We start from the raw sequence: 23,700 nt of genomic DNA, 5'->3' as shown, positions 1-23,700 counted from the left end.
CGGATCCTCGCCCCTCCGATCGCCCGGATCCTCGTCCCTCCGACTGGCCGCGTTCCGGATCCGTCTCGAGCCGCTCTTTTCGTCGGACGTGAGTCCCTCGACGCGTCGAGTCGAACGCGGTTCCGTCACCGTCGCCACCCCGCGTAGCGGTCGGACGTCGTCCGGCCGGTCACCGCCGCCGTGCGGATCCGCTCCTCGCGTCGACCGATCGCCTCCCGGACGGCCGCGTACGACTCCCCGGTCTCGGCGAGGTCGTCGACGAGGCGGCTCTCGCCCCTCTCGATCCGGCCGGCGGGCGCGAGTCCGTCGGCCGTCCGGTCGAACAGCGCGTCGAAGCTCACCTCGTCGCCGTGGTCGGTAACCTCGACGATCGTTTCCACGCGGTGGTCGTCCAACACGACGAGCAGGTCCGTGGACGCGAACGACGAGAGCGTCACGCCGAGGTCCGTGACGACCCGCTCGCGGACCGCCGCCGGGTCCTCGCCGTGGATCGTTCCGAGGACGGTCTCGCCGGTGGCCCCGACGCGCATCGCCTCGTACAGCGCCGCCGCCTCCCCGCCGCGCACCTCGCCGACGACGAGGGCCCCGCCCCCGAGTCGGAGCGCGGTCCGCACCGCCTCGGTCGGCGTCGGCTCGGCCCCGTCGCCGACGCGGAGCCGCTGAACGTCCCGGTCGGCGTCCGCGAGCGCGTCGGCGGGGAGTTCCGGCGTGTCCTCGATCAGGATCGACCGCGCGTCGGGCGGAAGCTCCCACAGCAGGGAGCCGAGCGCGGTGGTCTTTCCGGCCCCGCGGCCGCCGGCGACGAGTCCCGTGACGCCCCGCTCGACGGCGACCGAGAGGAGCCCGGCCGCCGCGGGCGAGAGCGTCCCGACGGCGACGAGACGGGCGAGCGTCCAGGCCTCCGGGTCGCCGCGGCGGAAGGTGAACGAGAGCCCGTCGCTCGCGGGCGCGGTCGTCGCCGCCACCCGGACCGTCCCCGACTCGGCGTCGACGGTCGCGTCGAGCGTCGGTGCCGCTCGGGAGAACGCCCGACCGCTCGTTCGACGGAGCCGGGACGCGAGCGTCGCGGCCCCCTCCGGCGGGAGCCTGACGTTCGTGTGACAGCGCTCCCCGTCGAGGACGACGCGAAGGGGGTTCTCGGCGACCGGCGCGGAGAGGGTCGCGTCGCTGACGCGGTCGTCGGCGAAGACGTGTTCGAACGCGCCGTACCCGTGGGTGTGTCGACGGAGCGTGGCGGAGAGCGCGTCGACGGGATCGCCGGGGTTCGCGACCGCTCTCACCGCTCGACCCGGGGCTCTGTCTCCCCCTCTCGGATCCGCGAGCAGCCGCTCCTTCGCGGCGTCGAGCGTCTCGAACGCGTCCGCGTCGAACGCCGCCGTCGGCGGCGTGAGGTGGTACGTCCGGAGTGCGCCCGTCCCCTCGTAGAGCCTGACCGTCGCGCCCGTCTCGAGCTCCCACCGGTCGACGAGCGTCGCTCCCGGCGGCGGGTCGGCCGCGACCCGCGTCGCCGCCACGCTCGGTCCGACGTGCGCCCGGACCGCCTCCGCCGTTCGGTCGATCCCGGCGACCGCCTCCTTGAGCCCCGTCTCGGCGGCGATCCGTCCGACCGGCCCCGCGCGTCCGGTCGCCTCTCGGGCGGCTCCGACCGGGTCCCGGGTCACGCGCTCCGCGAGCCGCGTATCGTGGAACTCGACGCGCTCGCGAAAGCGTCCCGCGGCGAGCAGGGACGCGGCCGCCCGTCCGGCGTACGCGCGTTCGCGGCCCGCGTGTTCGGTCCGAACGACGTCGGCGTCGCGGTCGGCGAGCGCCTCGATCACGACGGCGAGACACGCCGGACTCTCGGCGAGGTCGCCGTGCCCCGGACAGCCGTTCGCGTCGACCGCGAGCACGACGCGGTCGTCCACCCCCGTTCCGACCGGCCGCTCGAAGGACGCGTCACAGCCGCACTCGTCGTCGGTTCCGAACCGCGGGAGCGAGGAGAGAGCCAGGTTCATGCCGGCCGTGGCCGCGACATCGCATATAAGGAGTCGGCCGGGGCGGTTCGGTTCTCCCGCTCAGCCGACCCGGGCGATCCGGACCGTCGGCCCGCCGTCGTCGACCAGCCGCAGTTCGAGGGCCGTCTCGCCGTCCGGATCGAGTTCGATCGGTCCCTCACGGAGGTCGATCCCGATCGCGTCCGTCGGCGGCGCGACCGAAACTCGCCGGATCGACCCGTGTCGGAGCCGATACACGAGGACGACTCCCTCGGCGACGCGGGTCTCCGTCGCCGCGTCCGTTCGCGCTGGCTCCGCAAGCGCGAGGCGATCGATCGGGGCTGCGAGGAGGCCGGTCGGCGCGGACACGACGAGGGACGTTCGCGCCGCGAGGCTCGGGTCCGCGACGGCGACCGAGTCGGCGGTTATCCCGCCCGCGGCGCGCTCGAGGCGGTCCGTCTCCGTTTCGAGTCGCTCGACGGTCGTGTCCGTTCGGGCGTCCTCGAGCGCTGGCGTCGAGACGGCCAGGAGCGCGACAGCGAGGAGGGCCGTCAGGACGACGCGGATCACGGCCTTCCCCCCTCGTCGCCGGTCGCGTGCCCGGATCTACGGTGACGCCGTCTACAGGGCCTCACGAAGCCGTTCGAGGGGATTCGATTTCTCGTCGGTGCCTCCGCTCGCTCCGTCCCGCGTCGTCCCGGTGTCGCCGGGGACCGCGGCGTCGAGCGCGTCGTCGTCGGGGATCTCTCCGCTCTCGGGGCTTCCGCCCCCGGAGCGTTCGCCTCCGTCTCCGACGCTCCCGCCGTCCGTCGAAGCGTCGGCGACGGGAGAGGCCCCTCCTCGGGCGGCCGTGGCCCGCGCGAGCGCCAGGTCGGCGCGCCGCTCGACCTCCCGGTTGACCGCGCGGATCGCGCCCGCGTACCCGCGGACGGCCTGCGTCGCCGCCTCGAGCTCCTCGATCCGCGTCTCGATCGCGTCGAGTCGTTCCGCGATCGCCTCGCGTTCGGCGTCGGCAGCCGCGCCGTCGACGACTCCCGCGACCGACCGGTCCGTCCCGGTGAGCGTGCGCTCGACCGCGTCGAGCCGCTCCTCGAGGCGGGCACGGTCGGTCGCCGATCCGCTCGCGTTCGTCTCGTTTGCCATGCCCCGGCTGGCCGCGGTTTCGCACTTAAGCGGTCGGGGAAAGAGTATTGGTGTCAGACGCGTATCGTGAATCCATGAAGGCCCTCCTCGTCGGCGTCGGACAGGCGGGCGGCAAGCTCGCGACCGCCCTCTCCGAGTTCGACGCGGAGATGGGGTTCGGTGCGGTCCGCGACGCCCTCGCCGTCAACACCGCCGCGGCCGACCTCGAACCCCTCCCGCTCGACACGGTGCTCGTCGGGCAGTCCCGCGTGAACGGCCACGGCGTCGGCGGCGACAACGAACTCGGCGCGGAGGTGATGGACGAGGACGCGGTCGAGGTGCTGGACGCGCTCGCCCCCCGGATGACCGCGGAGATCGAGGCGGTCGTCGTCGTCGCCGGCCTCGGCGGCGGCACCGGCTCCGGCGGCGCGCCGGTGCTCGTCCGCGAACTCTCGCGGGTGTACGACGTGCCGATCTACGCGCTCGGCGTGCTCCCCGGCCGCGACGAGGGCGCGCTGTATCAGGTGAACGCCGGCCGGTCGCTGAAGACGCTCGTTAGGGAGGCTGACGCGACGATCCTCCTCGACAACGACGCCTGGCGCTCGGCGGGCGAGAGCGTCGAGGGCGGCTACGCCGCGATCAACGAGTCGATGGCGAAACGCGTCGGGCTGCTGCTCGCGGCCGGCGAGGCCACGCAGGGAGTCGGCGAGTCAGTCGTCGACACCAGCGAGGTGATAAACACCCTCCGGGCCGGCGGGATGGCCGCGGTCGGGTACGCCTCCTCACCCGCCGCCGAGGACGCGGGCGAGAACGTCAACACCGTGACGAGCACGGTCCGCAGCGCGGTGATGACCGGGCTCTCGCTGCCGAACGCCACCGACGCCGACGCCGGCCTCGTCGCGGTCGCCGGCGACCCGGACCGGATCTCCCGGAAGGGCGCGGAGAAGGCCCGCAAGTGGCTTCAAGAGGAGACGGGGTCGATGCAGGTCCGCGGCGGCGACTTCCCGATGAACTCCGACCGGATCGCGGCCGTGGTGCTGCTCGCGGGCGTCGAGCGCTCGAGGCGCGTCGAGGAGTTCCTCGAGCGCGCCAGACAGGCCGTCCGCGACGAGCCGGAGGCGAAGCCGGACCCCGCGTCCGCGTTCCACAACGACGAGATCGACGACCTGATGTGAGGCGATCGGGGGCGCTCCACGCGGAGCGCCCCGACACGGATCGCCGCGCGCCGCGACGCTTCCGCACCTTTTTGGTTCCGCCCGGAGGACACCCGAGCGATGAGCAATCCGTGGGACGATTGGGACCACGTGCTGAAGGTCGACCCCGACAAGGACCTCTGTGACGGGGAGACCTTCGAGGACGTGTGCCGGACCGGGACCGACGCGATCGAGATCGGCGGGACCCTCGACGTCACCGCCGAGAAGATGACGCGGGTCATCGACGCCACCGCCGAGTACGACGTCCCGCTCTACCAGGAGCCGTCGAACCCCGGCGTCGTCATCGACTCGCCGGCGCTCGACGGCTACCTGATCCCGACGGTGTTCAACGCCGGCGGCCCCTTCTGGATCACGGGCGCACACAAGGAGTGGGTCCGCATCGACGACCTCGACTGGGACCGGACCCACACCGAGGCATACATCGTGATGAACCCCGACGCCTCCGTCGCGGAGCTGACGGACGCGAACTGCGACCTCGACGCCGACGACGTGGCGGCGTACGCCAAGGTGGCGGAACGGATGTTCGGCCAGGAGATCGTCTACCTGGAGTACTCGGGCACCTTCGGCGACACGGAGAAGGTCGCCGCCGCCGGCGACGCGCTCGACGACGCCACGCTGTTTTACGGCGGCGGGATCCACGACTACGAGTCGGCGAACGAGATGGCGGCACACAGCGACGTGATCGTCGTCGGCGACCTCCTCCACGACGAGGGCGTCGACGCGGTCCGGGAGACGGTCCGGGGCGCGAAGGACGCCTGAAACGTCCGAAACGGCCGATATATCGACCTAGGCGTACCCGTGCAGCATGTTCTCGACGTACTTCGCGATCACGTCGACCTCCAGGTGGACCGGGTCCCCCGCGGACTTCCCCGAGAGCGTCGTCAGATCGTAGGTCGTCGGGATGATCGCCACGTCGAACTCCCCGTCGCGCTTCTCGGCGACCGTGAGCGAGATCCCGTCGAGCGTCACCGACCCCTTGTCGACGAGGTAGCGCCCGTGACCCTCCGGGATCGAGAAGGTGAACCGCCAGTCCTCGCCGACCCGCTCGATCCCCCGAACCTCCGCCACCGTGTCGACGTGGCCCTGGACGACGTGGCCGTCGAACCGGCCGTCCGCGGGCATCGCGCGCTCGAGGTTGACCGCGTCGCCGGCGCGGAGGTCGCCGAGGTACGTCTTCGCGACCGTCTCCGCCGCGAGGAAGACCTCGAACCAGGGTTCGGTCCCCTCCGCTTCCGCCGTCGAGTCGCCGCCGGTCTCGGTCTCGACCGTCCCGAACTCCTCGACGGTCAGACAGACGCCGCTCACGCTTATCGACTGGCCGTGCGCGAGGTCGTCGAAGCCGTCGACCCCGTCGGCGTCGATCCGCAGCCGGAGGCCGTCCGCCGTCTCGGTGCGCGCCCGGACGGTTCCCGTCCCCTCGACGATGCCGGTGAACATACCCGGTCTGCGGGCGGCCGACGGATAGCCGTTCTGGGTTCGGGCGTCGCCGGTCGTCGTCGGTTGTCGCCGGTCGCCGTCGGTCGGCGGCGGCGCGTCGAGCGTCGCCGGTCGTCGGTGCGTTCCCGATACTCTCAAGTCGCCGACCGTGCTGGTGTGTGACGTGTCCAGATCGGCGGTGATAGCCGACGACGACGAGGCCATCCGGTCGATCCTCCAGTACAAACTGTCGATGGCCGGATTCGACCTCGACGTCTGTCACGACGGCCACGAGGCGCGCGAGGCGCTCGACGCGCCCGGCGCGGATCCCGACGTGGTCGTCCTCGACGTGATGATGCCGCGGCTGAAGGGGACCGACCTCCTCCGTGCGATCCGCCGCGGGGAACTCGCCGTCGATCCCGACGTTCCGGTGGTCATGCTCACCTCGCGCGGCCGCGAGGAGGACGTGTTGACCGGGCTCGAGGCGGGGGCCGACGAGTACCTCACCAAGCCGTTCAGCCCGAACGAACTGCTGGCCCGCATCGAGAAGCTGCTGGAGGGGTGACGTGTACGCCACCGTGTCGCGGAGGGCCGTCGTTCCGCCGCGTCCGGAGCTGCCGGTCGGCACCGCGCCGACCGCGGCGCAGGCCGATCTCCCGTCGCTCGCGATCTCGGTCGGCGTCGTCGTCCTCGGGTCGCTCCTCCTCTCGGCCGTCCTCGTCACGGTCGGGTACTCGATCCTCGCGGCGCGGCGTCGCCGGCGACGCGAGCCGATCCGGGCGGACCTCCGGTCGGAACTCCTCGAGCGGCTGTACGGCCGCGAGGACCCCGGCTGGGAGGGGTGGGTCGCGTCGCTGTCGGCGGTTCGCCGCGACGAGCTCGAGTCCCTCCTCGACGTCTACCTCCGCCAGATCGAGGGCCGCGACGCGGAGCGATTGGCGGGGCTCGGCACCGCGCTCGGGATCCCCGAGCGCTCCCGTCGCGAGATCCGCGAGGGCGACTACTGGGACCGGCTCGGCGCGTTGACCTGGCTCGCGCTCCTCCGGGACCCGCCCGACCGCGCCCTGCTCGAGGCGCACTGTACCGGCACGCCGCGCGAGCGCGCGGCGGCCGTGCGCGTCCTGTACGCGAGCGACGCGCCCGACCTCGCGACGACGGGCGTCGACCTCCTCCTCGGCGACGACCCCTCCGCCTTCTCCGTGTTCGGGATCGACACGCTGCATCGGGTCGGCGAGACCGATCCCGGACCGCTCTTCGACCGGGCCGCGGCCGAGTTCGACGGGTGGGACCCCGCGGTCCAACAGCAGGTGTTGTCCGTGACGGGCCACCTCCACACGGTCGTCGGCGACGCCGACCTCTCGTGGGTCGTCGGGGCGGTCTCGAGCCCGGAGGAGCGGGTCAGAGTCGCCGCCTGGCGCGCGCTCGCCGCGTACGGCTGGAACGGCCCGCTGCGGGCCCGGATCGACCCGACCGCGGTGACCGAGGACCCCTCCCCGGTCGTCCGGGCGAGCGCCTACCGGCTGCTCGGCGCGTGGGGCGACCCGGAGGCGCTGTCCGCGCTCCGGACGGTCGCGGCCACGGAGCCCGACGGGCGGACCCGCGTCGCGGCGGCCGAGGCCGTGCTGTCACACCGCGGCCGCGCGGGCGGGCGGTCGCTCGAGCTCCCCGACGGTCTCGGGAGCGATCCTTCCGGCGGATTCGAGGAGGCGTGGGCGTGGGCCGTCGAACACGCCCGGTTCGACGACCTGGCGCGCGACGTCCCCCGACGGGGAGCCGTTGCGCGCGGAACTGCCCCGCGCGGTCGGGAGGGGGCGTCCCGATGACGGCCGTCGAGGACCTCGCGGTCGCGTTGGTCGTCGGATCGGGCGTGTTCATCGTCGGCTACTACGTCCTGGTCAACGCGGGCTACCTCCTCATCCACGTCCTCGCGCTCTTCGAGCTTCGCGACAGCGTGCGCGAGTCGGGGTGGAACCCGCCGTTCCGCGCGTTCGACAGCCCCTTCTACCCCGGCGTCGCGATGGTCGTCCCGGCGTACAACGAGGCGGCGAGCATCGTCGAGAGCGTCCGATCGATGCTGACGCTGAACTACCCGGACCAGGAGGTCGTCGTGGTCAACGACGGCTCGACGGACGCCACGATGGACCGGCTCCGCGAGGCGTTCGAGTTGGAGCGGGTCGACGCGGCGGTTCCCTACGACGTGCCCGCCGAGCCGATCCGCGGGGTGTACCGCTCGACGCGTCACGAGGACCTCGTCGTCGTCGACAAGGAGAACGGCGGGAAAAGCGACGCGCTCAACGCGGGACTGTGGCTCACCGACCAGGAACTGTTCTGCGCGGTCGACTCAGACACGGTCATCGACCGGGACGCGCTGTTGCAGATCGTCCGCCCCTTCCTCGAGGAGCCCGAGAAGGCGGTCGCCAGCGGGGGGACGATCCGCGTCGCCAACGACTGCGTCGTCGAGGACGGCGAGGTCCAGGAGATCAACCTCCCGCGGACCGGGCTCCCCGGGCTCCAGGTGATGGAGTACCTCCGCGCGTTCTACTCCGGCCGGCTCGGGTTGAGCCGCCTCAAGGGGCTCGTGCTCATCTCCGGGGCCTTCGGCGTCTTCCGAACCGACCGCGTCCGCGAGATCGGCGGCTACCGCCACGACACGGTCACCGAGGACTTCGACGTGGTCGTCCGGCTCCACCGCTACCTCTCCGACGAGGACGTGGAGTACACGGTCGATTTCCTCCCGGAGCCGGTCGCGTGGACGGAGGTCCCGGAGGATCTCCGGACGCTCGGTCGCCAGCGACGCCGCTGGTACCGCGGGATGCTCGAGACGGTCGTCGCCAACCGCGGGGTGTTCTTCAGGCGGCGCTACGGCCGCGTCGGGACCGCCATCCTCCCCTTCTTCACCGCCGCGGAGGCGCTGGGGCCGCTCATCGAGGGGTTCGGCTATGTCCTCCTCCCTCTGGCGTGGTACTTCGGGATCCTGAACGTCGAGTTCTTCCTCGCCTTCCTGCTCCTCACCGTCGGCGTCGGGATCTTCCTCTCGTGGTTCGGCGTGTTCAGCGAGGTGTGGAGCTTCAACCGCTACGAGGACCCCAGGGACGTGGTCCGGCTGCTGTGGTACGGCGTCCTCGAGAACTTCGGCTACCGCCAGTGGAAGACGGCGGTCGCCTGGCACGGGCTCGTCGAGTTCCTCCGCGGCGAGACCTCCTGGGGCGTGATGGAGCGACGCGGGTTCGGCGGAGGAGCGGGCGGCCCGGCGGACGGCGCTGTCGCGGCCGCCGGAACCGCCGCCGCGGCTTCCGCCGATCCCCCGGACGTGACGACCGACGCGGACGCGGATCTCGGGGACGCCGACGGCGGCTTCGTGTGGGTCGACCGCTTCGCCGACGACCTCCCCGACCCGGACGCGACCGCCCCGGCCGTCGCGGACGGCTTCGCGTGGATCGACGACCTCGTCGCGGAGCCCGGTGCCGACGGGCTCCGCTGGATCGCCGGGATCGCGGGCGTGGACTCGTCCACGGCGGGGGAGTCGTCCAGGGCGGAGGAGTCGCCCGAAGCGATCCTCGGGGGAGCAGTCGGCGGTTTCCTCCGGACCCCGGACCCGCGAGACGGGCTGGGCGACGGCGGGTTCGTCTGGACCACCGATTTCTCCGAGGGCGTCGGCGACGGGGGGTTCGTCTGGACCACGGACCCCTCCGAGGGCGTGGGTGACGGCGGCTTCGTCTGGGTGCTCGGGGCCGACGGCGACCCCGCCGCCGGTCGGCTCGTCGCGACGACGGACTTCTCGCTCGGCGTGGGGGACGGCGGATTCGTCTGGACCACGGATCCGAGCGACGGGATGGGCGACGGCGGGTTCGTCTGGACGCGCGAGTTCGCCGACGGGGCGGGTCGCGACGGCTACGTCTGGGTGGTCGACGGGATGGAGTCGCTCGGCGACGGGATCGGACCGTGGGGTGCCGGGATCGATGACGGAAACGACGGATGAGACGACTCTCTTTCGCGTGATCGGATCGATCGATACGGGATCGTTGCCGACGCGGTGAACACCGCCAAAGCCCCAGTCGCGAGGACTCGATGCGCTCGCTGTGCTCCTCGGTCGCTCGTTTCACTCGCTCCCTGTGGTGCCTTGCGTCGCGCGTCTTCGTCCTCGCGACAGCGAGGCGCTCCGCGCCTCTGGCAGCCGGCGGCTCCGCCGCCGGCGACTGCCCCTTTGAGTCTCGCCCAACCGTCCCGCAACCGCACCTCACGCCTCCCCAGCCTCGCGGTGAGCGCTCTCCGAGCGCTCACCGCGTCCCTCGCGTTCTGCTCGCGCCCCTCCGGGACGCTCGCAGGCGCGCCACCGCAACGATGCCTCTCACGTACCTAGTACTCGGTCTCCCGATCTCTCGACTGATCTCATGCGTTCGGACGACCTAGTCGTCCAACTCCTCGTGGACCGGCTCCGCGGCGTTGAGGTCGCTCACGCGGAAGGCGGTCCCCTCGGCGGAGGTGTCGACCCCGAGGTCCCAGCCGTGTCCCGAGACGACCCGGAGGACGACCAACAGCCCGAGCCCGAACGACTTGACGTTCTCCGCGTCGGCGTCGGCGAGCGCGGCCTCGACCGCCGGGGGCAGTCCGGGGCCGTCGTCGGCGACGACGAACCCGTGGTCGTCGCCCGAGACGGTCACCGAGACGTCCGGGCCGCCGTGCTCGACCGCGTTTCGGAACAGGTTCTCGAAGAGTCGCTGGAGTCGCCCCGCATCGGCGAGGACGGTCGTCCCCGGCTCGATCTCGACCGACAGCGTCGCGTTCCGGGTCCGGACCGTCTCCCAGGCGTCGCGGACGAGCGCCTCGAGGTCGATCTCGTCGCGTTCGCCCACGTCCGTGCCCTCCTTCGCCAGTATCAGACACTCCGCGATCATCGTCTCCATGCGGCCGAGCGCGCTCCGGACCCGCGAGAGGAACGCCGCGGTCTCGCCCGTCGCCTCCTCCTGTGCCAGCTCCGTGAACCCGATCGCGGCCGCGAGCGGGTTCCGGAGGTCGTGGGCGACGATCCCGGTGAACTCGTCGAGCCGGTCGTTCTGTTCGCGCAACTCGGCGTAGTGTTTGCCGCGCTCGAGCTCGTGACCGACCCAGTCGGCGAGCACCGAGACGAAGCCGCGCTCCTCGTCGGAGATCGGGTCCGCGCGCGGGTCCGGATCGGAGAAACACAGCGTCCCGTACGTCTCGCCGTCGATCTCGACGGGCGCGCCGACGTAACAGCGAAGCCCGGTCGTCTCGAGCGCCCGGTCGTCGCGGTACCGGCCCTCCGCGGCGTCGGCGAACCCGATCGTCTCGCCGTCCGCGACGACGTGGCGACACCACGTCCCGTCGAGGTCGACGACGCCACCCTCGGCGTACGGCCCGGACTCGATGTTCGTGGCGATCACCTCGTAGCGCCCCTCGGCGGTGTACGAGAGGACGCCGTTGTCGACGCCGAGGTACCTCCGGCCGACGTCGATCGCCTCCCGGATCCGCTCTTCGGGGGTCAGGTTCGCGTCGCTCAACCGGACGAGGCGCTCGAACGGTCGGGAGTGGTCGGGATCGCCGGAGGAGGTCATCGGTGGGTCGTCGTCGGGTTTCGGAGGGACCCCCATAAAACCGGAAGTCGTCCCCGCTCTCGTCCGGTCGCGCGACCGGCCCTCCCGGGGTCAAGACTTTATCTCGACGGCGACAGGGAACGTCGTGAACAGACGCGCGTTCCTCGGAAAGGTGGGGGCGGCCGGCGCGGTCGGGACCGCCGGCTGCGGGTTCCGCGACGGGACCGCCGGCGACGGGAGCGGAACCGACGCGGGCGGTGAGGGCGGTGCCGGCGACGGGGAGGGAGACGACGGCGGGGGAACCGACGACGCCGCCCGCTCTCCGGGCCCCGACCGGCGCTTCCGCGTCGGCGACGACGGCTTCGCGGTCTCCGTCGACGGCGGCTCCTTCGAGGCGGTCGTCCCCCGCGGGGTGAACCTGGGGATGGCCAAGCCCGGCCGCTTCCCCGGCGAGGCGGCCATCACCCGCGCCGAGTACGACCGCTGGCTCGCGTGGATGGGCGAGTTGAACGTGAACGTCGTCCGGGTGTACACGGTCCACCCGCCGGCGTTCTACCGCGCGCTCGCCGCGTACAACCGGGAGCACGCGGATCCGATCTACCTCCTCCACGGCAACTGGATCGGCGAGGAACACCTGGTCGACGCCGGCGACGCGTTCGCGCTCTCCGCGGAGTTCGACCGGTCGCTCCGGCAGGTCGTCGACGTCGTCCACGGCGCGACGACGATCGACCCCGAACCCGGCCACGCCAGCGGGACCTACGACGCCGACGTGAGCGACGCCGTCCTCGGCTATATCGCCGGGATAGAGTGGCCGCCGACCGTCGTCGCCGAGACGAACCGCGCGAACGACCCCGGCCCGTACGACGGCGAGTACCTCTCGTCGACGGCCGACCGGCCCTTCGAACGCTGGCTCGCCGAGCGGCTCGACCGGGCGGTGGCCCACGAGGTCGACGAGTACGGGACCCAACGCCCCGCGGCGTTCACGAACTGGGTGACGACCGACCCGCTTTCCCACCCCTACGAGCCGTTCCGGATGGAGGACGCGGTCACCGTCGACCCCGACGCCGTCGTCGCGACCGACGCCTACGACGCGGGGACGTTCGCGGCCTACCACGTCTACCCGTACTACCCGCCGCTGCTCAACGAGACGCCGGAGTACGTGAACTACGTCGACCACCGGGGGGAACGGAACAGCTACGCCGGCTACCTGAACGACCTGGTCGGTGCCACGGACCACCCGCTCGTGGTCGCCGAGTTCGGCGTCCCCTCCTCGCGGGGGATCGCCCAGCGACACGTCCACGGTCGCGACCAGGGCCGCCACACCGAGACCGAGCAGGGGGAGATCCTCTCGGCGATGTACGAGGACGTCCGCGAGGTCGGCGCGGCCGGCGGCCTCGTCTTCAGCTGGCACGACGAGTGGTTCAAGCGGACGTGGAACCTCGCCGCGCTCTCGGACCCGAACCGCCGGCCGGAGTGGTCGAACGTTCAGACGCCCGAACAGGGGTTCGGCCTGCTCACGTTCGACCCGGCGGACGCGGTCCCGCTCGACGGCTCCGCGGACGCGTGGGCCGACGCGACCGCGGCGACGCCGGCGGACCCGCCCGTCCGGCTCGGCGACGGGGGCGACGGGAGCGCCGCGGACGACCCCGCCGGAAGCGTCGCGGACGACGCCCGCGAACTGACCGCGCTCCGAGTCACGAGCGACGCCGCGTACCTCTCGATCCGCCTCGAGGTCGCCGATCTCGGCGACGGTGCGGGCGTCGACGACGCCCCCGACTGGGACCGCATCAACTACCTCCTCACGCTCGGCCTGACCGGCCGGAGCGGGGTACGGCTCCCCCACGGCGTCGACGCGACCTCGGCGTCCACGGACTTCGTCGTCCGGCTCGGCGGTCCGGGCGACTCGCGCGTGACGGTCCACCCGCGATACGACGCGTTCGCGTACCTGTACGGCGCGGAGGCGGGGCTCGACCTCTCGGCGTACCGAAACCCCGACCCCGGCGCGTTCGCGCCGATCCGGATGACGATCGGTCGCGGCTACACGGTCCCTCCGACCGGCGAGCGGGTCCCGTTCCAGTCGGTCGAGACGGGGACGCTCCGCTACGGGAACGGCAACCCCGACGCCGCCGAGTACGACTCGCTCGCCGATGTCCACGTCTCGCCGTCGACGGACGCGATCGAGGTCCGGCTCCCGTGGCTGCTCCTCAACGTCGCGGACCCGAGCCGACGCCGTCAGCTCGGCGACCTCTGGACCGACGGGGTCGACGAGTACGAGCCGTTCGAGGCGATCGACGTCGCCGCCGCCTCCTACGTGCCGGCCGGGGACGACGACGGCGGAGGGACCGAAGCCGCCGCCGAGCCGATCGACTCGCGGTCGACGAACCTCGCGCACGCGGTCCCCGGGATCGAGGACGGCCGGCTCCGCACGGTCGAGTACGTCCCGCCGACGTGGGACGAGCCGGCGTACACGGAGCGGCTCAAGGAGTCGGCGGAGTACCTCCGAGAGACCTTCGGCCGGTACGGCTGAGGCGGGGAGCGCGGGCGAGTGTCACTTCCGCGCTACTCGACCGTCACGCTCTTCGCGAGGTTGCGCGGGCGGTCGATCGGTCGCCCCTTCTCGTCGGCGACGTGGTAGGCGAACAGCTGCCAGTAGACGTTCGCGACGAGCGGCTCCAGCGCGCCGGTAGCGGGGACGGGCAACTCGACGTCGAGGTACGCCGAGTCGGTCGCCCGCCCGTCGCCGTCGGCGGTCGTCGCGCCGATCACCGGCGCGCCGCGCGCCTCGACCTCCTTGACGTTGTTCAGCGTCTCGTCCGGCCTGGAGCCGTCGGTCAGGAGCGCCAGCACGGGCGTCTCCTCGGTGACGAGCGCGAGCGGCCCGTGTTTGAGCTCGCCGGCGGGGAAGCCCTCGGCGTGGTCGTAGGAGATCTCCTTCAGCTTCAACGCGCCCTCCAGCGCCACCGGGTGGCCGAGCTTCCGGCCGACGAAGAAGAACGCGTCGCTGTCGGCGTACTCGCGGGCGACCTCCCGAACGCGGTCCTCGCGGTCGAGGACGCCCTGGACCGCGTTCGGGAGCTTCCGGACGGACTCGAGCAGCTCGCGCGCTCGCCCGTACGACAGCGACCCGCGAGTCCGGCCGATGTGGACCGCGAGCAGCGTCAGCGTCGCCACCTGCGAGGCGAACGTCTTCGTCGCCGCCACGCCGATCTCCGGACCGGCGCGGATGAACACGCTGTCGTCGGTCTCGCGGACGATCGTGCTTCCCAGCGTGTTGGTGACCGCGAGCGTCCGCGCGCCGGCGCGTTTCGCCCGCCGGATCGCGGAGAGCGTGTCGGCGGTCTCGCCGCTCTGTGTCACCGCGACCACGAGCGTGCGCCAGGGGTCGCGGCCGCCGTCGAACTCGTACTCGCTCGCGACCTCCACCGTCGTCCGGACGTCGACGACCGACTCGAGCAGTTCGGCGGCGTACCGTCCCGCGTAGTTGGAGGTCCCGCAGGCGACGATCTGGATCTCCTCGATCGAGTCGACGTACTCGCTCGGGAGGTCGACGTCGACGTCGACGGTCCCGTCGTCCGCGTCGATCCGCCCGGAGATCGTCTGGCGGAGCGCCCGCGGCTGCTCGTGGATCTCCTTTAACATGTAGTGGTCGTAGCCGCTCTTCTCGGCCGCGTCGGCCTCGTACTCGAGCGTCTCGACCGGCGGCTCGATCGCCTCCCCGTCGCGGTACAGCGACAGGCCGTCCTCGCCGACCACGGCGAAGTCGCCGTCCTCGACGTAGGTCACCTCGCGGGTGTGCTCGAGGAAGGCGGTCACGTCGCTCGCGAGGAAGGTCCCGTCCTCGGCGTGGCCGACGACGAGCGGGCTGTCGCGGCGGGTCGCGTACACCTCGTCGACGCCGGCGATCGTCACGACCACCGCGTAGGTGCCCTCAAGGCGGTCGACGGCGGCCTCGACCGCCGCCCGCGGCTCCGCGCCCGCGTCGAGCGCCTCCTCGATCAGGTGCGGGACGACCTCGGTGTCGGTGTCGCTCGTGAACTTGTGGTCGGCGAGCTCCTCGCGGAGCGCGTCGTAGTTCTCGATGATCCCGTTGTGGACGACCGCGACCCGGCCGGTACAGTCCGTGTGCGGGTGCGCGTTCTCGTCCGTCGGCGGGCCGTGGGTGCTCCACCGGGTGTGGCCGATCCCCCGCGTGTGGTCGGTCGACTCGGGGAGGATCCCCTGGAGCTCGCTCACCTCGCCGGACTTCTTGTACACGGAGAGCGCGTCGTCGGTGAGCGCGACGCCCGCGGAGTCGTACCCGCGGTACTCCAGGTTCGAGAGGCCCGAAGAGAGGATCGGGAGGGCGGGACGCTCGCCGACGTAGCCGATGATTCCACACATGTTACCCCCTCCGTACCGTCACGCCGTCCTCGACGCGCCCGCTCACCGACGCGCCGTCGCCGACGACGGCGTCGTTGCCGAGGACGGTCCCCGGCGCGAGCGCCGCCGCGCCGCCGACGCTCGCGTCGTCGCCGACGACCGCGCCGAGGCGCACCCCCTCGTACAGCTCGCCGGCGACGGCGACGGTGGCGGTCCCGCCCCGAGCGGTGGCGTTCGCGCCCACGGTCGCGCCCGCGCCGACGACGCAGTCGCGGAGCACCGCGCCGGCCTCGACGGTCGCGTCCGGGAAGACGACGGAGCGCTCGACGGTCGCGTTGGGTTCGATCCGGGCGTTCGCGCCCACGGTCGTCCCCGCGGCGACGACCGCGCCGCGGCCGACGGAGGCGGTCGGCGCGACCACGCAGCGGTCGTCGACGCCCGCGCCGGGCGCGAGCGTTCCCTCGACGGAGCCGCCGTCGCGGTCGAGCACGTCGTCGGTGACCGCGAGCAGGTCCCAGAGGTACGAGACGTCGTGCCAGCCGCCGTCGTACCTGACGGCGCGGACGCCGCCGTCGCCGATGAGCCGCGCGACGGTGTCGGGCAGCTCGTACTCCCCCTCGTCGGAGGGTTCGGTGTCGCGGACGGCGTCGAAGACGGCGGGCGTGAACGCGTACACGCCCGCGTTGATCACCTCGGACTCCGCCCCCCGCCGGGGCTTCTCGACGATGGTCTCCACGCGGTCGTCGCGGACGGTGACGACCCCGTAGGACCGCGGCCGGTCGCTTCTCGTCACCGCCATCGCGGCCGCGGCGTCGCCGTCGGCGAGGGCGTCGCGGACGTCCGCGACCGCGGCGGGCTCGACGATCCGGTCGCCGTTCAACACGAGGAACGGCCCGTCCACGTGGGGTTCGGCCTGCGAGACCGCGTGCGCGGTGCCGAGCCGCTTCTCCTGGACGACGTACCGGATCGAGACGCCCCAGTCGTCGCCGTCGCCGAAGTGGGTCTGGATCCGCTCGCGCTCGTACCCCACGACGAGGACGAACTCGTCGACGCCGGCCGCGCTCGCGGCCTCGATCACGTACTCGAGGAGGGGCTTGTTGGCGACCGGGACCATCGGCTTCGGCCGCCGGTTCGTCAGCGGACTCAGCCGCCGCCCCGCGCCGGCGGCGAGGACGACGGCCGTCGTCGGTCGGTCGGACATGTCGGATTCGAAACGTCCGACCGACTTGAAGGGTGGTGGTCGCCGCGCGCTCGCGGGCTCGGTCGGGTCCGGTACGCCTAAACGACCCGGAGACGACCCACGGCGTATGTACTACCACGAGGCGGCGAACTTCCTGTTCGACCTCCGTCGCTTCTCGGTCAAGCCCGGCACCGAGCGGATCGAGGCGCTGCTCGACCGGCTGGGGAACCCCGAAGCCGACCTCCCGTGCGTCCAGATCGCGGGCTCGAACGGCAAGGGGAGCACGGCCCGGATGGTCGAGTCGGTCCTGCGGGAGTCCGGGCTCTCCGTCGGGCTCTACACTTCGCCGCACCTCGCCGCGCTCACGGAGCGGATCCGCGTCGACGGCCGGCCCATGACCGACGCGGCGGTCGCCGACTTCGTCGAGGAGGCGAAGCCGTGGCTCGTAGAGCGGGCCGCGGCCGGCGAGCCGCTCACGTTCTTCGAGGTGATCACGGCGATGGCGCTCCACGACTTCGCGCGCCGCGACGTCGACGTGGTCGTCCTCGAGGTCGGCCTCGGCGGCGAGTACGACGCGACCAGCGCCGTCGACCCCGTCGCGACCGCGGTGACGAACGTCTCGCTCGAGCACACCGCGGTCCTCGGCGACACGATCGGCGAGATCGCCCGCACCAAGTCGCGGATCGCCCGCGCCGACGCCCCGATGGTCACGGCCTGCTCGGGCGAGGCCCTGCGGGTCGTCCGCGAGGTCGCCGGGGAGGCGGGCGCGCCCGTGACGCGGGTCACGGGTCCCGGCGGCGCGGGCGGTGACGACGCGGGCGGTGAGGACGACGCGGACGGTGGCGCCGCCGAGGGCGACGACACGGGCGACGAGGTCGACGACGCGGACTCCCCGGACGGGGACCTCGACCCCGCGATCGACGCGAGCTACGGGGGGCGCGTGAGCGCGACGGACGCCGAGGTGACCTTCGCCGGCGAGTCGGCCGGAACCTACCGGATCCCGCTCGTCGGGAGACATCAGGCGACCAACGCCGCGGTCGCGGCGGCACTGGCGCGCAGAACGCTCGACGCGCTCGACGAGGGCGACGCAGGCGACGGGGAGGCCGTCGGGTCCTTCGACCGGGCGCTCGCGGACGGGCTCGCGCGGGCGACGTGGCCCGGCCGGTTCGAGGTCGTCGACACGGGGCCGCTGACCGTCCTCGACGGCGCGCACAACCCCGCGGCCTGCGCGACCCTCGCGGAGACGCTCGCGGAGTACGACTACGCGGACCTCCACCTCGTGTACGCCGCGATGCACGACAAGGACCACGCCGGCGCGGTCGGCGCGCTCCCGGCCGCGGAGACCGCGATCGCCTGCCGGCCCGCGCTCGACCGCGCGGAGGACCCGGCCGTGCTCGCGGCGGCGCTCCGGTCGGGCGGCGTCGACGACGTGACGGAGGGCGATGACGTCGCCGACGCGGTCGCGGCGGCGACCGACCGCGCCGAGGAGGACGACTGCGTGCTCGTCGTCGGCTCGCTGTTCGCGGTCGCGGAGGCGCGCGCGGCGCTGTACCGAACCGTGACTCCGAAGTCGGTCGACGGCCCGGCGGACGCCGCCCGCGCCCTCGAGCGGGGCGGGGTCCCGCCGGCGGACGCGGCGCGCGCGCGAGGCGGGGTCGATCACCGGACCTGCTCGCTCCGGCTCCGGGGCGACCGCGCGAACCGGGTCGCGGCGACGCTCCGGACGGTCGGCGGCGAGGCGGCCGTCGGCGGGGTCGGCGCGACGGGCGACGGCGGCGATGTCGACGGCGGCGGCTCCGCGGGCGGCGAGCTCTCGCCGGTCACGCTCGCCGGCTCGGTCGCCGAGTTCCGGGAGCTGTGCGACCGGCTCGAGGGCGCGGGCGGCGGCCTCGCGGGCGTCGCGGCCGACCTCCGGGAGCGACTCGGGATCGGCCGGGGATCGGCCGGGGATCCCGCCGCCGGGGTTGCCGGGGCCGCCGGGGCCGACGACTACCCCTGGTCCGACGGCACCGCGGTGATGGGCGTGCTCAACGTGACGCCCGACTCCTTCCACGACGGCGGCCGCCACGAGGGGCTCGCGGACGCGGTCGCGGGGGCGGAGCGCATGGTCGAGGCCGGCGTCGACGTGATCGACGTCGGCGGCGAGTCCACCCGGCCGGGCGCGGAGGCGGTCCCCGTCACCGAGGAGATCGCCCGCGTCGTCCCGGCGATCGACGCGGTCCGGGAGGTCCCCGCGGTCGCCGACGGCGACGTGCTCGTCTCCGTCGACACCCGGAAGCCGGCGGTCGCGGAGGCGGCCCTCGAGGCGGGCGCGGACGTGATAAACGACGTGACCGGGTTGGAGGACCCCCGGATGCGCGAGGTCGTCGCCGACGCCGGGTGTCCCGTCGTCGTGATGCACAGCGTCGACGCCCCCGTCGACCCCGACAACGACCCGGAGTACGACGACGTGGTCGCGGACGTGATCGCCGACCTCCGCGAGCGGCTCGCGCTGGCCGACGTGGCGGGGATCGACCGGGACCGCGTGATCGTCGACCCCGGACTCGGGTTCGGCAAGTCGGCCGCCGAGAACTTCGAGCTGCTCGGCCGGGTCGACGAGTTCGCGGCGCTCGGCTGCCCGGTGCTGGTCGGCCACTCCTACAAGTCGCTGTACGACGCCGTCGGCCTCGGCCCGGACGACCGCGAGCACGCGACCGTCGCCGCGACCGCGCTCGCGGCCGAGCGCGGGGCCGACCTCGTCCGCGTCCACGACGTCGCCGAGAACCGCGCCGCGGTCGACGTCGTCGCCGCCGCGACCGATCCGGAGCGGCCCGAGTGAGGCCGGCGACGCGGACGGCAGCGTTTTGCGTCGCCGCCCGCTTTGTCGACGCACATGGTTCGGCGTCTGCTGCTCGGCTGTAGCGCGGTCGGAAGCGCCCTCGTCGAGGGCGTCGCCGATGGCTCCGCGGACCTCCTCGCCGTGACCGACGACGCCGGCTGGGCCTCGACGCTGCGCGACCGCAACGTGACGACCGTGGAGGCCGACCCGACCGACCCCTCCGCGTATCCCGAGCGCGCCGCGGTCGTCCTCGTCGCGGACGACGAGCCGACCCGGAACGTCGCCGCCGCCTCCGCCGCCCGTGAGCGCTACCCCGACGCCATGATCGTCGCGCACGTCGGCACCGCGCCGACCGCGGCGCAGGTCGACGCCCTGGAGGCGATCGCGGACCGCGTCGTCGACCCGGTCGAGGCGGTGACGACGCGGGTCCGCGAGGCGGTCGGCCTCGACGCTCCCGACCCCGAAGACGATCGCGGGCCCGACCGGCCGCCGGAAGCCACGGAGACCACGGCCTCGACCGAACGCCCGCCGCGGCTGATCCGGACGATACGGGGTCTCGACGGGCCGCTCCTCGTCGTCGCCCACGACAACCCCGACCCCGACGCCATCGCGAGCGCGGTCGGGCTGGCGCGGATCGCCGAGGCGGTCGGCGTCCCCGCGGAGCCCTGCTACGGCGGGGAGATCGCCCACCAGGAGAACCGCGCGATGGTGAACCTCCTCGACCTCTCGCTCTCGACCGTCGACGGCGTCGACCTCGAGACGTACGGCGGGATCGCGCTCGTGGACCACTCGCGGGCGGGGATCAACGACTCGCTGCCGGAGGGGACGCCGGTCGACGTCGTGATCGACCACCACCCGCCACGCGGGCCGGTCGAGGGCGCGTTCGTCGACGTGCGGCCGGACGCGGGCGCGACGAGCACGCTGATCGCGGAGTACCTCTCGCGGCTGGGGATCGAGCCGGACCGCCCGCTCGCGACCGCGCTGCTGTACGGGATCCGGATCGACACGCGGGATTTCACCCGCGAGGTGTCGATCCCCGACTTCGAGGCCGCCGCGTCGCTGACGCCGCACGTCGACGAGTCGACGCTCGACCGGGTCGAGAGCCCGAGCGTGAGTCCGGAGACGCTCCGCGTGCTCGCGACCGCGATCGACCGGCGCGACGTCCGCGGCTCGACGGTCGCGTCCTGCGTCGGCGAGATCACGGACCGCGACGCGCTCGCGCAGGCGGCCGACCGGCTGCTCGATCTGGAGGGGATCGCCGTGACCTTCGTGTACGGCTACATGGACGGGGTGATCTACGGGTCGGCGCGCACCCGCGGGACCGACCTCGACGTGGGCGAACTGCTCCGGGACGCGCTCGCGCAGGCGGGCTCCGCGGGCGGACACGCCAACATGGCCGGCGCGCAGGTCCCGCTCGGCATCTTGGAGGCCGTCGCCGAGGAGGAGTCGCTCGCCGACGTCGTCGAGGAGTTCGTCGCCGAACGGTTCTTCGAGGCGCTCTCCGCGCCGCCGACGCCGCCGGCCGGGATCACGCCGTCGGCGCTCGACGCGGAGTATCCGGACTGACCGTGGCGCCCTCCCTCGCCGCGGCCCGCGAACCGCGGGCGCAACCTACATATCCCGCCGCCACGAACAGTATAGTATGAGCGATGAAATACTCGAGCACCGACGGCTCCTCGTCGCCGGAAGCGGGATCGCCGCGTTGAGCGCGGCGATCTACGCGGCCCGGTCGAACAACGATCCGCTGTTGATCGAGGGCGACGAGCCCGGCGGCCAGCTCACGCTCACGACCGACGTGGAGAACTATCCGGGCTTCCCCGACGGGATCTCCGGGCCGGAGCTCATCAACGAGATGCGCGCGCAGGCGGAGAAGTTCGGGGCCGAGTTCCGGAGCGGGATCGTCGACGACGTACGGAAGGAGCCCGCGGGGCACTTCCGGGTCGAGCTCACGAACGGCGACGTCTACACCGCCGACGCCGTGATCGCCGCCTCCGGGGCCTCGGCGCGGACGCTCGGCGTCCCCGGCGAGGACGACCTGATGGGGTACGGGCTCTCGACGTGTGCGACCTGCGACGGCGCGTTCTTCCGCGGCGAGGACATGCTCGTCGTCGGCGGCGGCGACGCCGCCATGGAGGAGGCCAACTTCCTCACCAAGTTCGCGGACACCGTCTACATCGCGCACCGCCGCGAGGAGTTCCGCGCGGAGGACGTCTGGATCGAGCGCGTGATGGACAAGGTCGACGACGGCGAGGTCGAGATCCTGAAGAACACGGAGCTGACGGAGATCCACGGCACGGCCGAGGAGGGGATCACGGGCGTCACGCTCGTCGAGCACCCCGACGGCCACCCCAAGGAGAAGCTCGAGGACCCGGCGACCGCCGACGAGGTCGACGAGTACGAGTTCGACGTCGGGGCGGTGTTCTACGCCATCGGCCACACCCCGAACACCGAGTACCTGGAGGACACCGGCGTCGAGCTCGACGACGCGGGCTACCTCCTGACGCAGGGGGGTCGCGACGGGGGACAGACCGCGACCGCGGTCGAGGGGATCTTCGGCGCGGGCGACGTGGTCGACCACCACTACCAGCAGGCGGTGACCGCCGGCGGGATGGGCGTGAAGGCCGCGCTCGACGCCGACGACTACCTCTCGGAGCGCGAGCGCGCCGGCGAGCTCCACGAAGCCGAGGTCGACGCCGCGGCCGCGGACGACTGAGCGGGGCGTCCGTTCTCCGCCTTCTACGACAGCACCTCGACCTCGTAGCCGTCGGCCTCCAGCTCCTCGACGATGCTCGCGGCGTGTTCGGCGTCGTCGGTCTCGAGTTCGAGCTCGAGCTCCGCGGCGTTGACCGCGACGTCCCGCGAGGTCCGGTCGTGGTGGACCGCGTACACGTTCGCGCCGGCGCGCGCGACGATGCTCGAGACGCGCTCGAGCTCGCCCGGCCGGTCCTTCAGGTCGACGGTGATCTTGAGGTACCGGCCCATCTGGACGAGCCCGCGGCGGATCACCGTCCCGAGCCGGTTGAGGTCGATGTTGCCGCCGCATAACGCGGCGACGATCGTCTCGTCGGCGTCGTAGTCGAACGCCTCCGAGAGCGTCGCCGCCAGCGCGACCGCCCCCGCCCCCTCGACGAGCGTCTTCGAGCGTTCGAGCAGTAGCGTGAGCGCTAAGGCGATCTCCCGGTCGTCGACGGTCACCACCTCGTCGACGTACTCGCGCATGACCGCGAACGGCTCCTCGCCGATCGACCGGGTGGCGATCCCGTCGGCGATCGTGTCGACGCCCTCGATCTCGCGGATCTCGCCCGCCGACAGCGACGCGGCCGCCGAGGCCGCGCCCTCCGCTTGGACCCCGACGACGCGGACGTCGTCCAGCCGCTCCTTGACCGCGACCGCGACCCCCGAGATCAGCCCGCCGCCGCCGATCGGGACGACGACGGTGTCGAGGTCGGGCCGGTCGTCGGCGATCTCCAACCCGAGGGTGCCCTGCCCGGCCATCACGGCCGGGTCGTCGAAGGCGTGGACGTACGTCAACCCCTGCTCGCGCTCGAGGTCGTGGGCGACCGCCTGCGCCTCGTCGTAGTCGACGCCCTCCAGCCGGACCGTCGCGCCGTACCCGCGGGTGGCTTTCACCTTCGAGACGGGCGCGAACTTCGGCATCACGACGGTGGCCTTGACCCCTGCGCGCTCGGCCGCCAGCGCGACGCCCTGCGCGTGGTTGCCGGCGCTGGCGGTGACGACGCCGGCCTCGCGCGCCTCGGGCGGGAGGGTCGCGATCCGGTTCGTCGCCCCGCGGATCTTGAACGCGCCGGTGCGCTGGAAGTTCTCGAGTTTGAGGTGGACGTCCGCGCCGGTCATCTCCGAGAACGTCCGCGAGCGCTCGAGCGGCGTGTGGCGGGCGACGCCGTCGACCCGCTCGCGGGCGGCCTCGATGTCGGCCAACGAGATCATACGCCCCCGTGGCGACGCCGCGGGCTAATCGGTTCCGGTCGTCGTCGGTTCACGACCGGTAGCGCGGTCGTCGATTCACGATCGTTTCCGTCCGCGCTCGCAGTCGACGCACGTCCGC

The 23,700-nt window shown here is 72.9% G+C and carries 17 protein-coding genes; 9 read left to right on the top strand and 8 right to left on the bottom strand.

All coding sequences use genetic code 11. The features are described 5' to 3' along the window. Window positions 1-125: 125 nt before the first annotated feature. From AXA68_RS02260 to AXA68_RS17005, 3 genes are read right to left on the bottom strand one after another with little or no spacing between them, the layout of a single operon-like run. Window positions 126-1,994 (bottom strand): ATPase, T2SS/T4P/T4SS family, encoded by a 1,869-nt coding sequence (locus AXA68_RS02260; RefSeq protein ID WP_066412257.1) that lies wholly within the window; start codon window positions 1,992-1,994, stop codon window positions 126-128. A gap of 60 nt (window positions 1,995-2,054) precedes the next feature. Continuing rightward, the gene (locus tag AXA68_RS02255) at window positions 2,055-2,543 is read right to left on the bottom strand and encodes a DUF7311 family protein (protein WP_066412255.1); all 489 of its coding nucleotides are present in this window, start codon (window positions 2,541-2,543) and stop codon (window positions 2,055-2,057) included. Between the two features lie 51 nt (window positions 2,544-2,594). Continuing rightward, on the bottom strand, window positions 2,595-3,116 hold the full coding sequence (locus AXA68_RS17005; RefSeq protein ID WP_198530010.1) for a DUF7310 family coiled-coil domain-containing protein: 522 nt from the start codon (window positions 3,114-3,116) through the stop codon (window positions 2,595-2,597). Between the two features lie 74 nt (window positions 3,117-3,190). On the opposite strand from AXA68_RS17005, the gene AXA68_RS02245 reads away from it, so the two are divergent. Both AXA68_RS02245 and AXA68_RS02240 read left to right on the top strand, forming a co-directional pair. Further along, entirely contained in the window at window positions 3,191-4,270 is a 1,080-nt protein-coding gene (locus AXA68_RS02245; RefSeq protein ID WP_066412248.1) for a tubulin/FtsZ family protein, read from the top strand. Between the two features lie 99 nt (window positions 4,271-4,369). Then, on the top strand, window positions 4,370-5,068 hold the full coding sequence (locus tag AXA68_RS02240) for a phosphoglycerol geranylgeranyltransferase (protein ID WP_066412247.1): 699 nt from the start codon (window positions 4,370-4,372) through the stop codon (window positions 5,066-5,068). Window positions 5,069-5,095: 27 nt separating this feature from the next. Here AXA68_RS02240 and AXA68_RS02235 read toward each other — a convergent pair whose 3' ends face one another. Then, entirely contained in the window at window positions 5,096-5,746 is a 651-nt protein-coding gene (locus tag AXA68_RS02235; RefSeq protein ID WP_066412244.1) for a riboflavin synthase, read from the bottom strand. 163 nt (window positions 5,747-5,909) lie between these two features. On the opposite strand from AXA68_RS02235, the gene AXA68_RS02230 reads away from it, so the two are divergent. From AXA68_RS02230 to AXA68_RS02220, 3 genes are read left to right on the top strand one after another with little or no spacing between them, the layout of a single operon-like run. Then, window positions 5,910-6,290 carry a response regulator transcription factor gene (locus AXA68_RS02230; RefSeq protein WP_066418311.1) on the top strand — a complete coding sequence of 127 codons (381 nt, stop codon included), beginning with the start codon at window positions 5,910-5,912 and terminating at the stop codon, window positions 6,288-6,290. A gap of 1 nt (window position 6,291) precedes the next feature. After that, a complete protein-coding gene (locus AXA68_RS02225) occupies window positions 6,292-7,548 on the top strand; it encodes a HEAT repeat domain-containing protein (RefSeq protein WP_232745042.1) in 1,257 nt (418 codons plus the stop codon). Beyond that, the gene (locus AXA68_RS02220; protein WP_066412242.1) at window positions 7,545-9,704 is read left to right on the top strand and encodes a glycosyltransferase family 2 protein; all 2,160 of its coding nucleotides are present in this window, start codon (window positions 7,545-7,547) and stop codon (window positions 9,702-9,704) included. Before AXA68_RS02225 ends, AXA68_RS02220 begins: the two co-directional genes overlap by 4 nt. A gap of 427 nt (window positions 9,705-10,131) precedes the next feature. Here AXA68_RS02220 and AXA68_RS02215 read toward each other — a convergent pair whose 3' ends face one another. Then, complete coding sequence (locus tag AXA68_RS02215) at window positions 10,132-11,298, bottom strand: GAF domain-containing sensor histidine kinase (protein ID WP_394326467.1); 1,167 nt, start codon at window positions 11,296-11,298, stop codon at window positions 10,132-10,134. A gap of 124 nt (window positions 11,299-11,422) precedes the next feature. On the opposite strand from AXA68_RS02215, the gene AXA68_RS02210 reads away from it, so the two are divergent. Then, complete coding sequence (locus AXA68_RS02210) at window positions 11,423-13,804, top strand: hypothetical protein (protein WP_066412240.1); 2,382 nt, start codon at window positions 11,423-11,425, stop codon at window positions 13,802-13,804. A gap of 32 nt (window positions 13,805-13,836) precedes the next feature. Here AXA68_RS02210 and glmS read toward each other — a convergent pair whose 3' ends face one another. Together glmS and AXA68_RS02200 are read right to left on the bottom strand one after the other, a co-directional pair. After that, window positions 13,837-15,657: a glutamine--fructose-6-phosphate transaminase (isomerizing) gene (glmS, locus tag AXA68_RS02205; protein WP_066412238.1), complete on the bottom strand. Its 1,821-nt coding sequence runs from the start codon at window positions 15,655-15,657 to the stop codon at window positions 13,837-13,839. Between the two features lies 1 nt (window position 15,658). Beyond that, window positions 15,659-16,837 (bottom strand): sugar phosphate nucleotidyltransferase, encoded by a 1,179-nt coding sequence (locus AXA68_RS02200; protein ID WP_066412235.1) that lies wholly within the window; start codon window positions 16,835-16,837, stop codon window positions 15,659-15,661. A gap of 106 nt (window positions 16,838-16,943) precedes the next feature. Between AXA68_RS02200 and folP the strand changes: the two genes are divergently transcribed. The 3 genes from folP (at window position 16,944) to AXA68_RS02185 (ending at window position 22,347) form a co-directional block, all read left to right on the top strand. Then, a complete protein-coding gene (gene folP / locus AXA68_RS02195; RefSeq protein ID WP_066412233.1) occupies window positions 16,944-19,634 on the top strand; it encodes a dihydropteroate synthase in 2,691 nt (896 codons plus the stop codon). 54 nt (window positions 19,635-19,688) lie between these two features. Next, window positions 19,689-21,200: a DHH family phosphoesterase gene (locus AXA68_RS02190; RefSeq protein ID WP_066412232.1), complete on the top strand. Its 1,512-nt coding sequence runs from the start codon at window positions 19,689-19,691 to the stop codon at window positions 21,198-21,200. A gap of 76 nt (window positions 21,201-21,276) precedes the next feature. Beyond that, window positions 21,277-22,347, top strand: coding sequence for an NAD(P)/FAD-dependent oxidoreductase (locus AXA68_RS02185; RefSeq protein WP_066412227.1), 1,071 nt, complete (start codon window positions 21,277-21,279; stop codon window positions 22,345-22,347). 23 nt (window positions 22,348-22,370) lie between these two features. Here the strand turns inward: AXA68_RS02185 and ilvA are convergent, their stop codons facing one another. Then, window positions 22,371-23,582, bottom strand: coding sequence for a threonine ammonia-lyase (gene ilvA, locus AXA68_RS02180; RefSeq protein WP_066412226.1), 1,212 nt, complete (start codon window positions 23,580-23,582; stop codon window positions 22,371-22,373). Between the last annotated feature and the right edge of the window lie 118 nt (window positions 23,583-23,700).

Source organism: Halorubrum aethiopicum (assembly GCF_001542905.1).
GTDB classification, from domain to species: Archaea; Halobacteriota; Halobacteria; order Halobacteriales; family Haloferacaceae; genus Halorubrum; species Halorubrum aethiopicum.
This window is presented reverse-complemented; position numbering and strand designations above follow the sequence as displayed.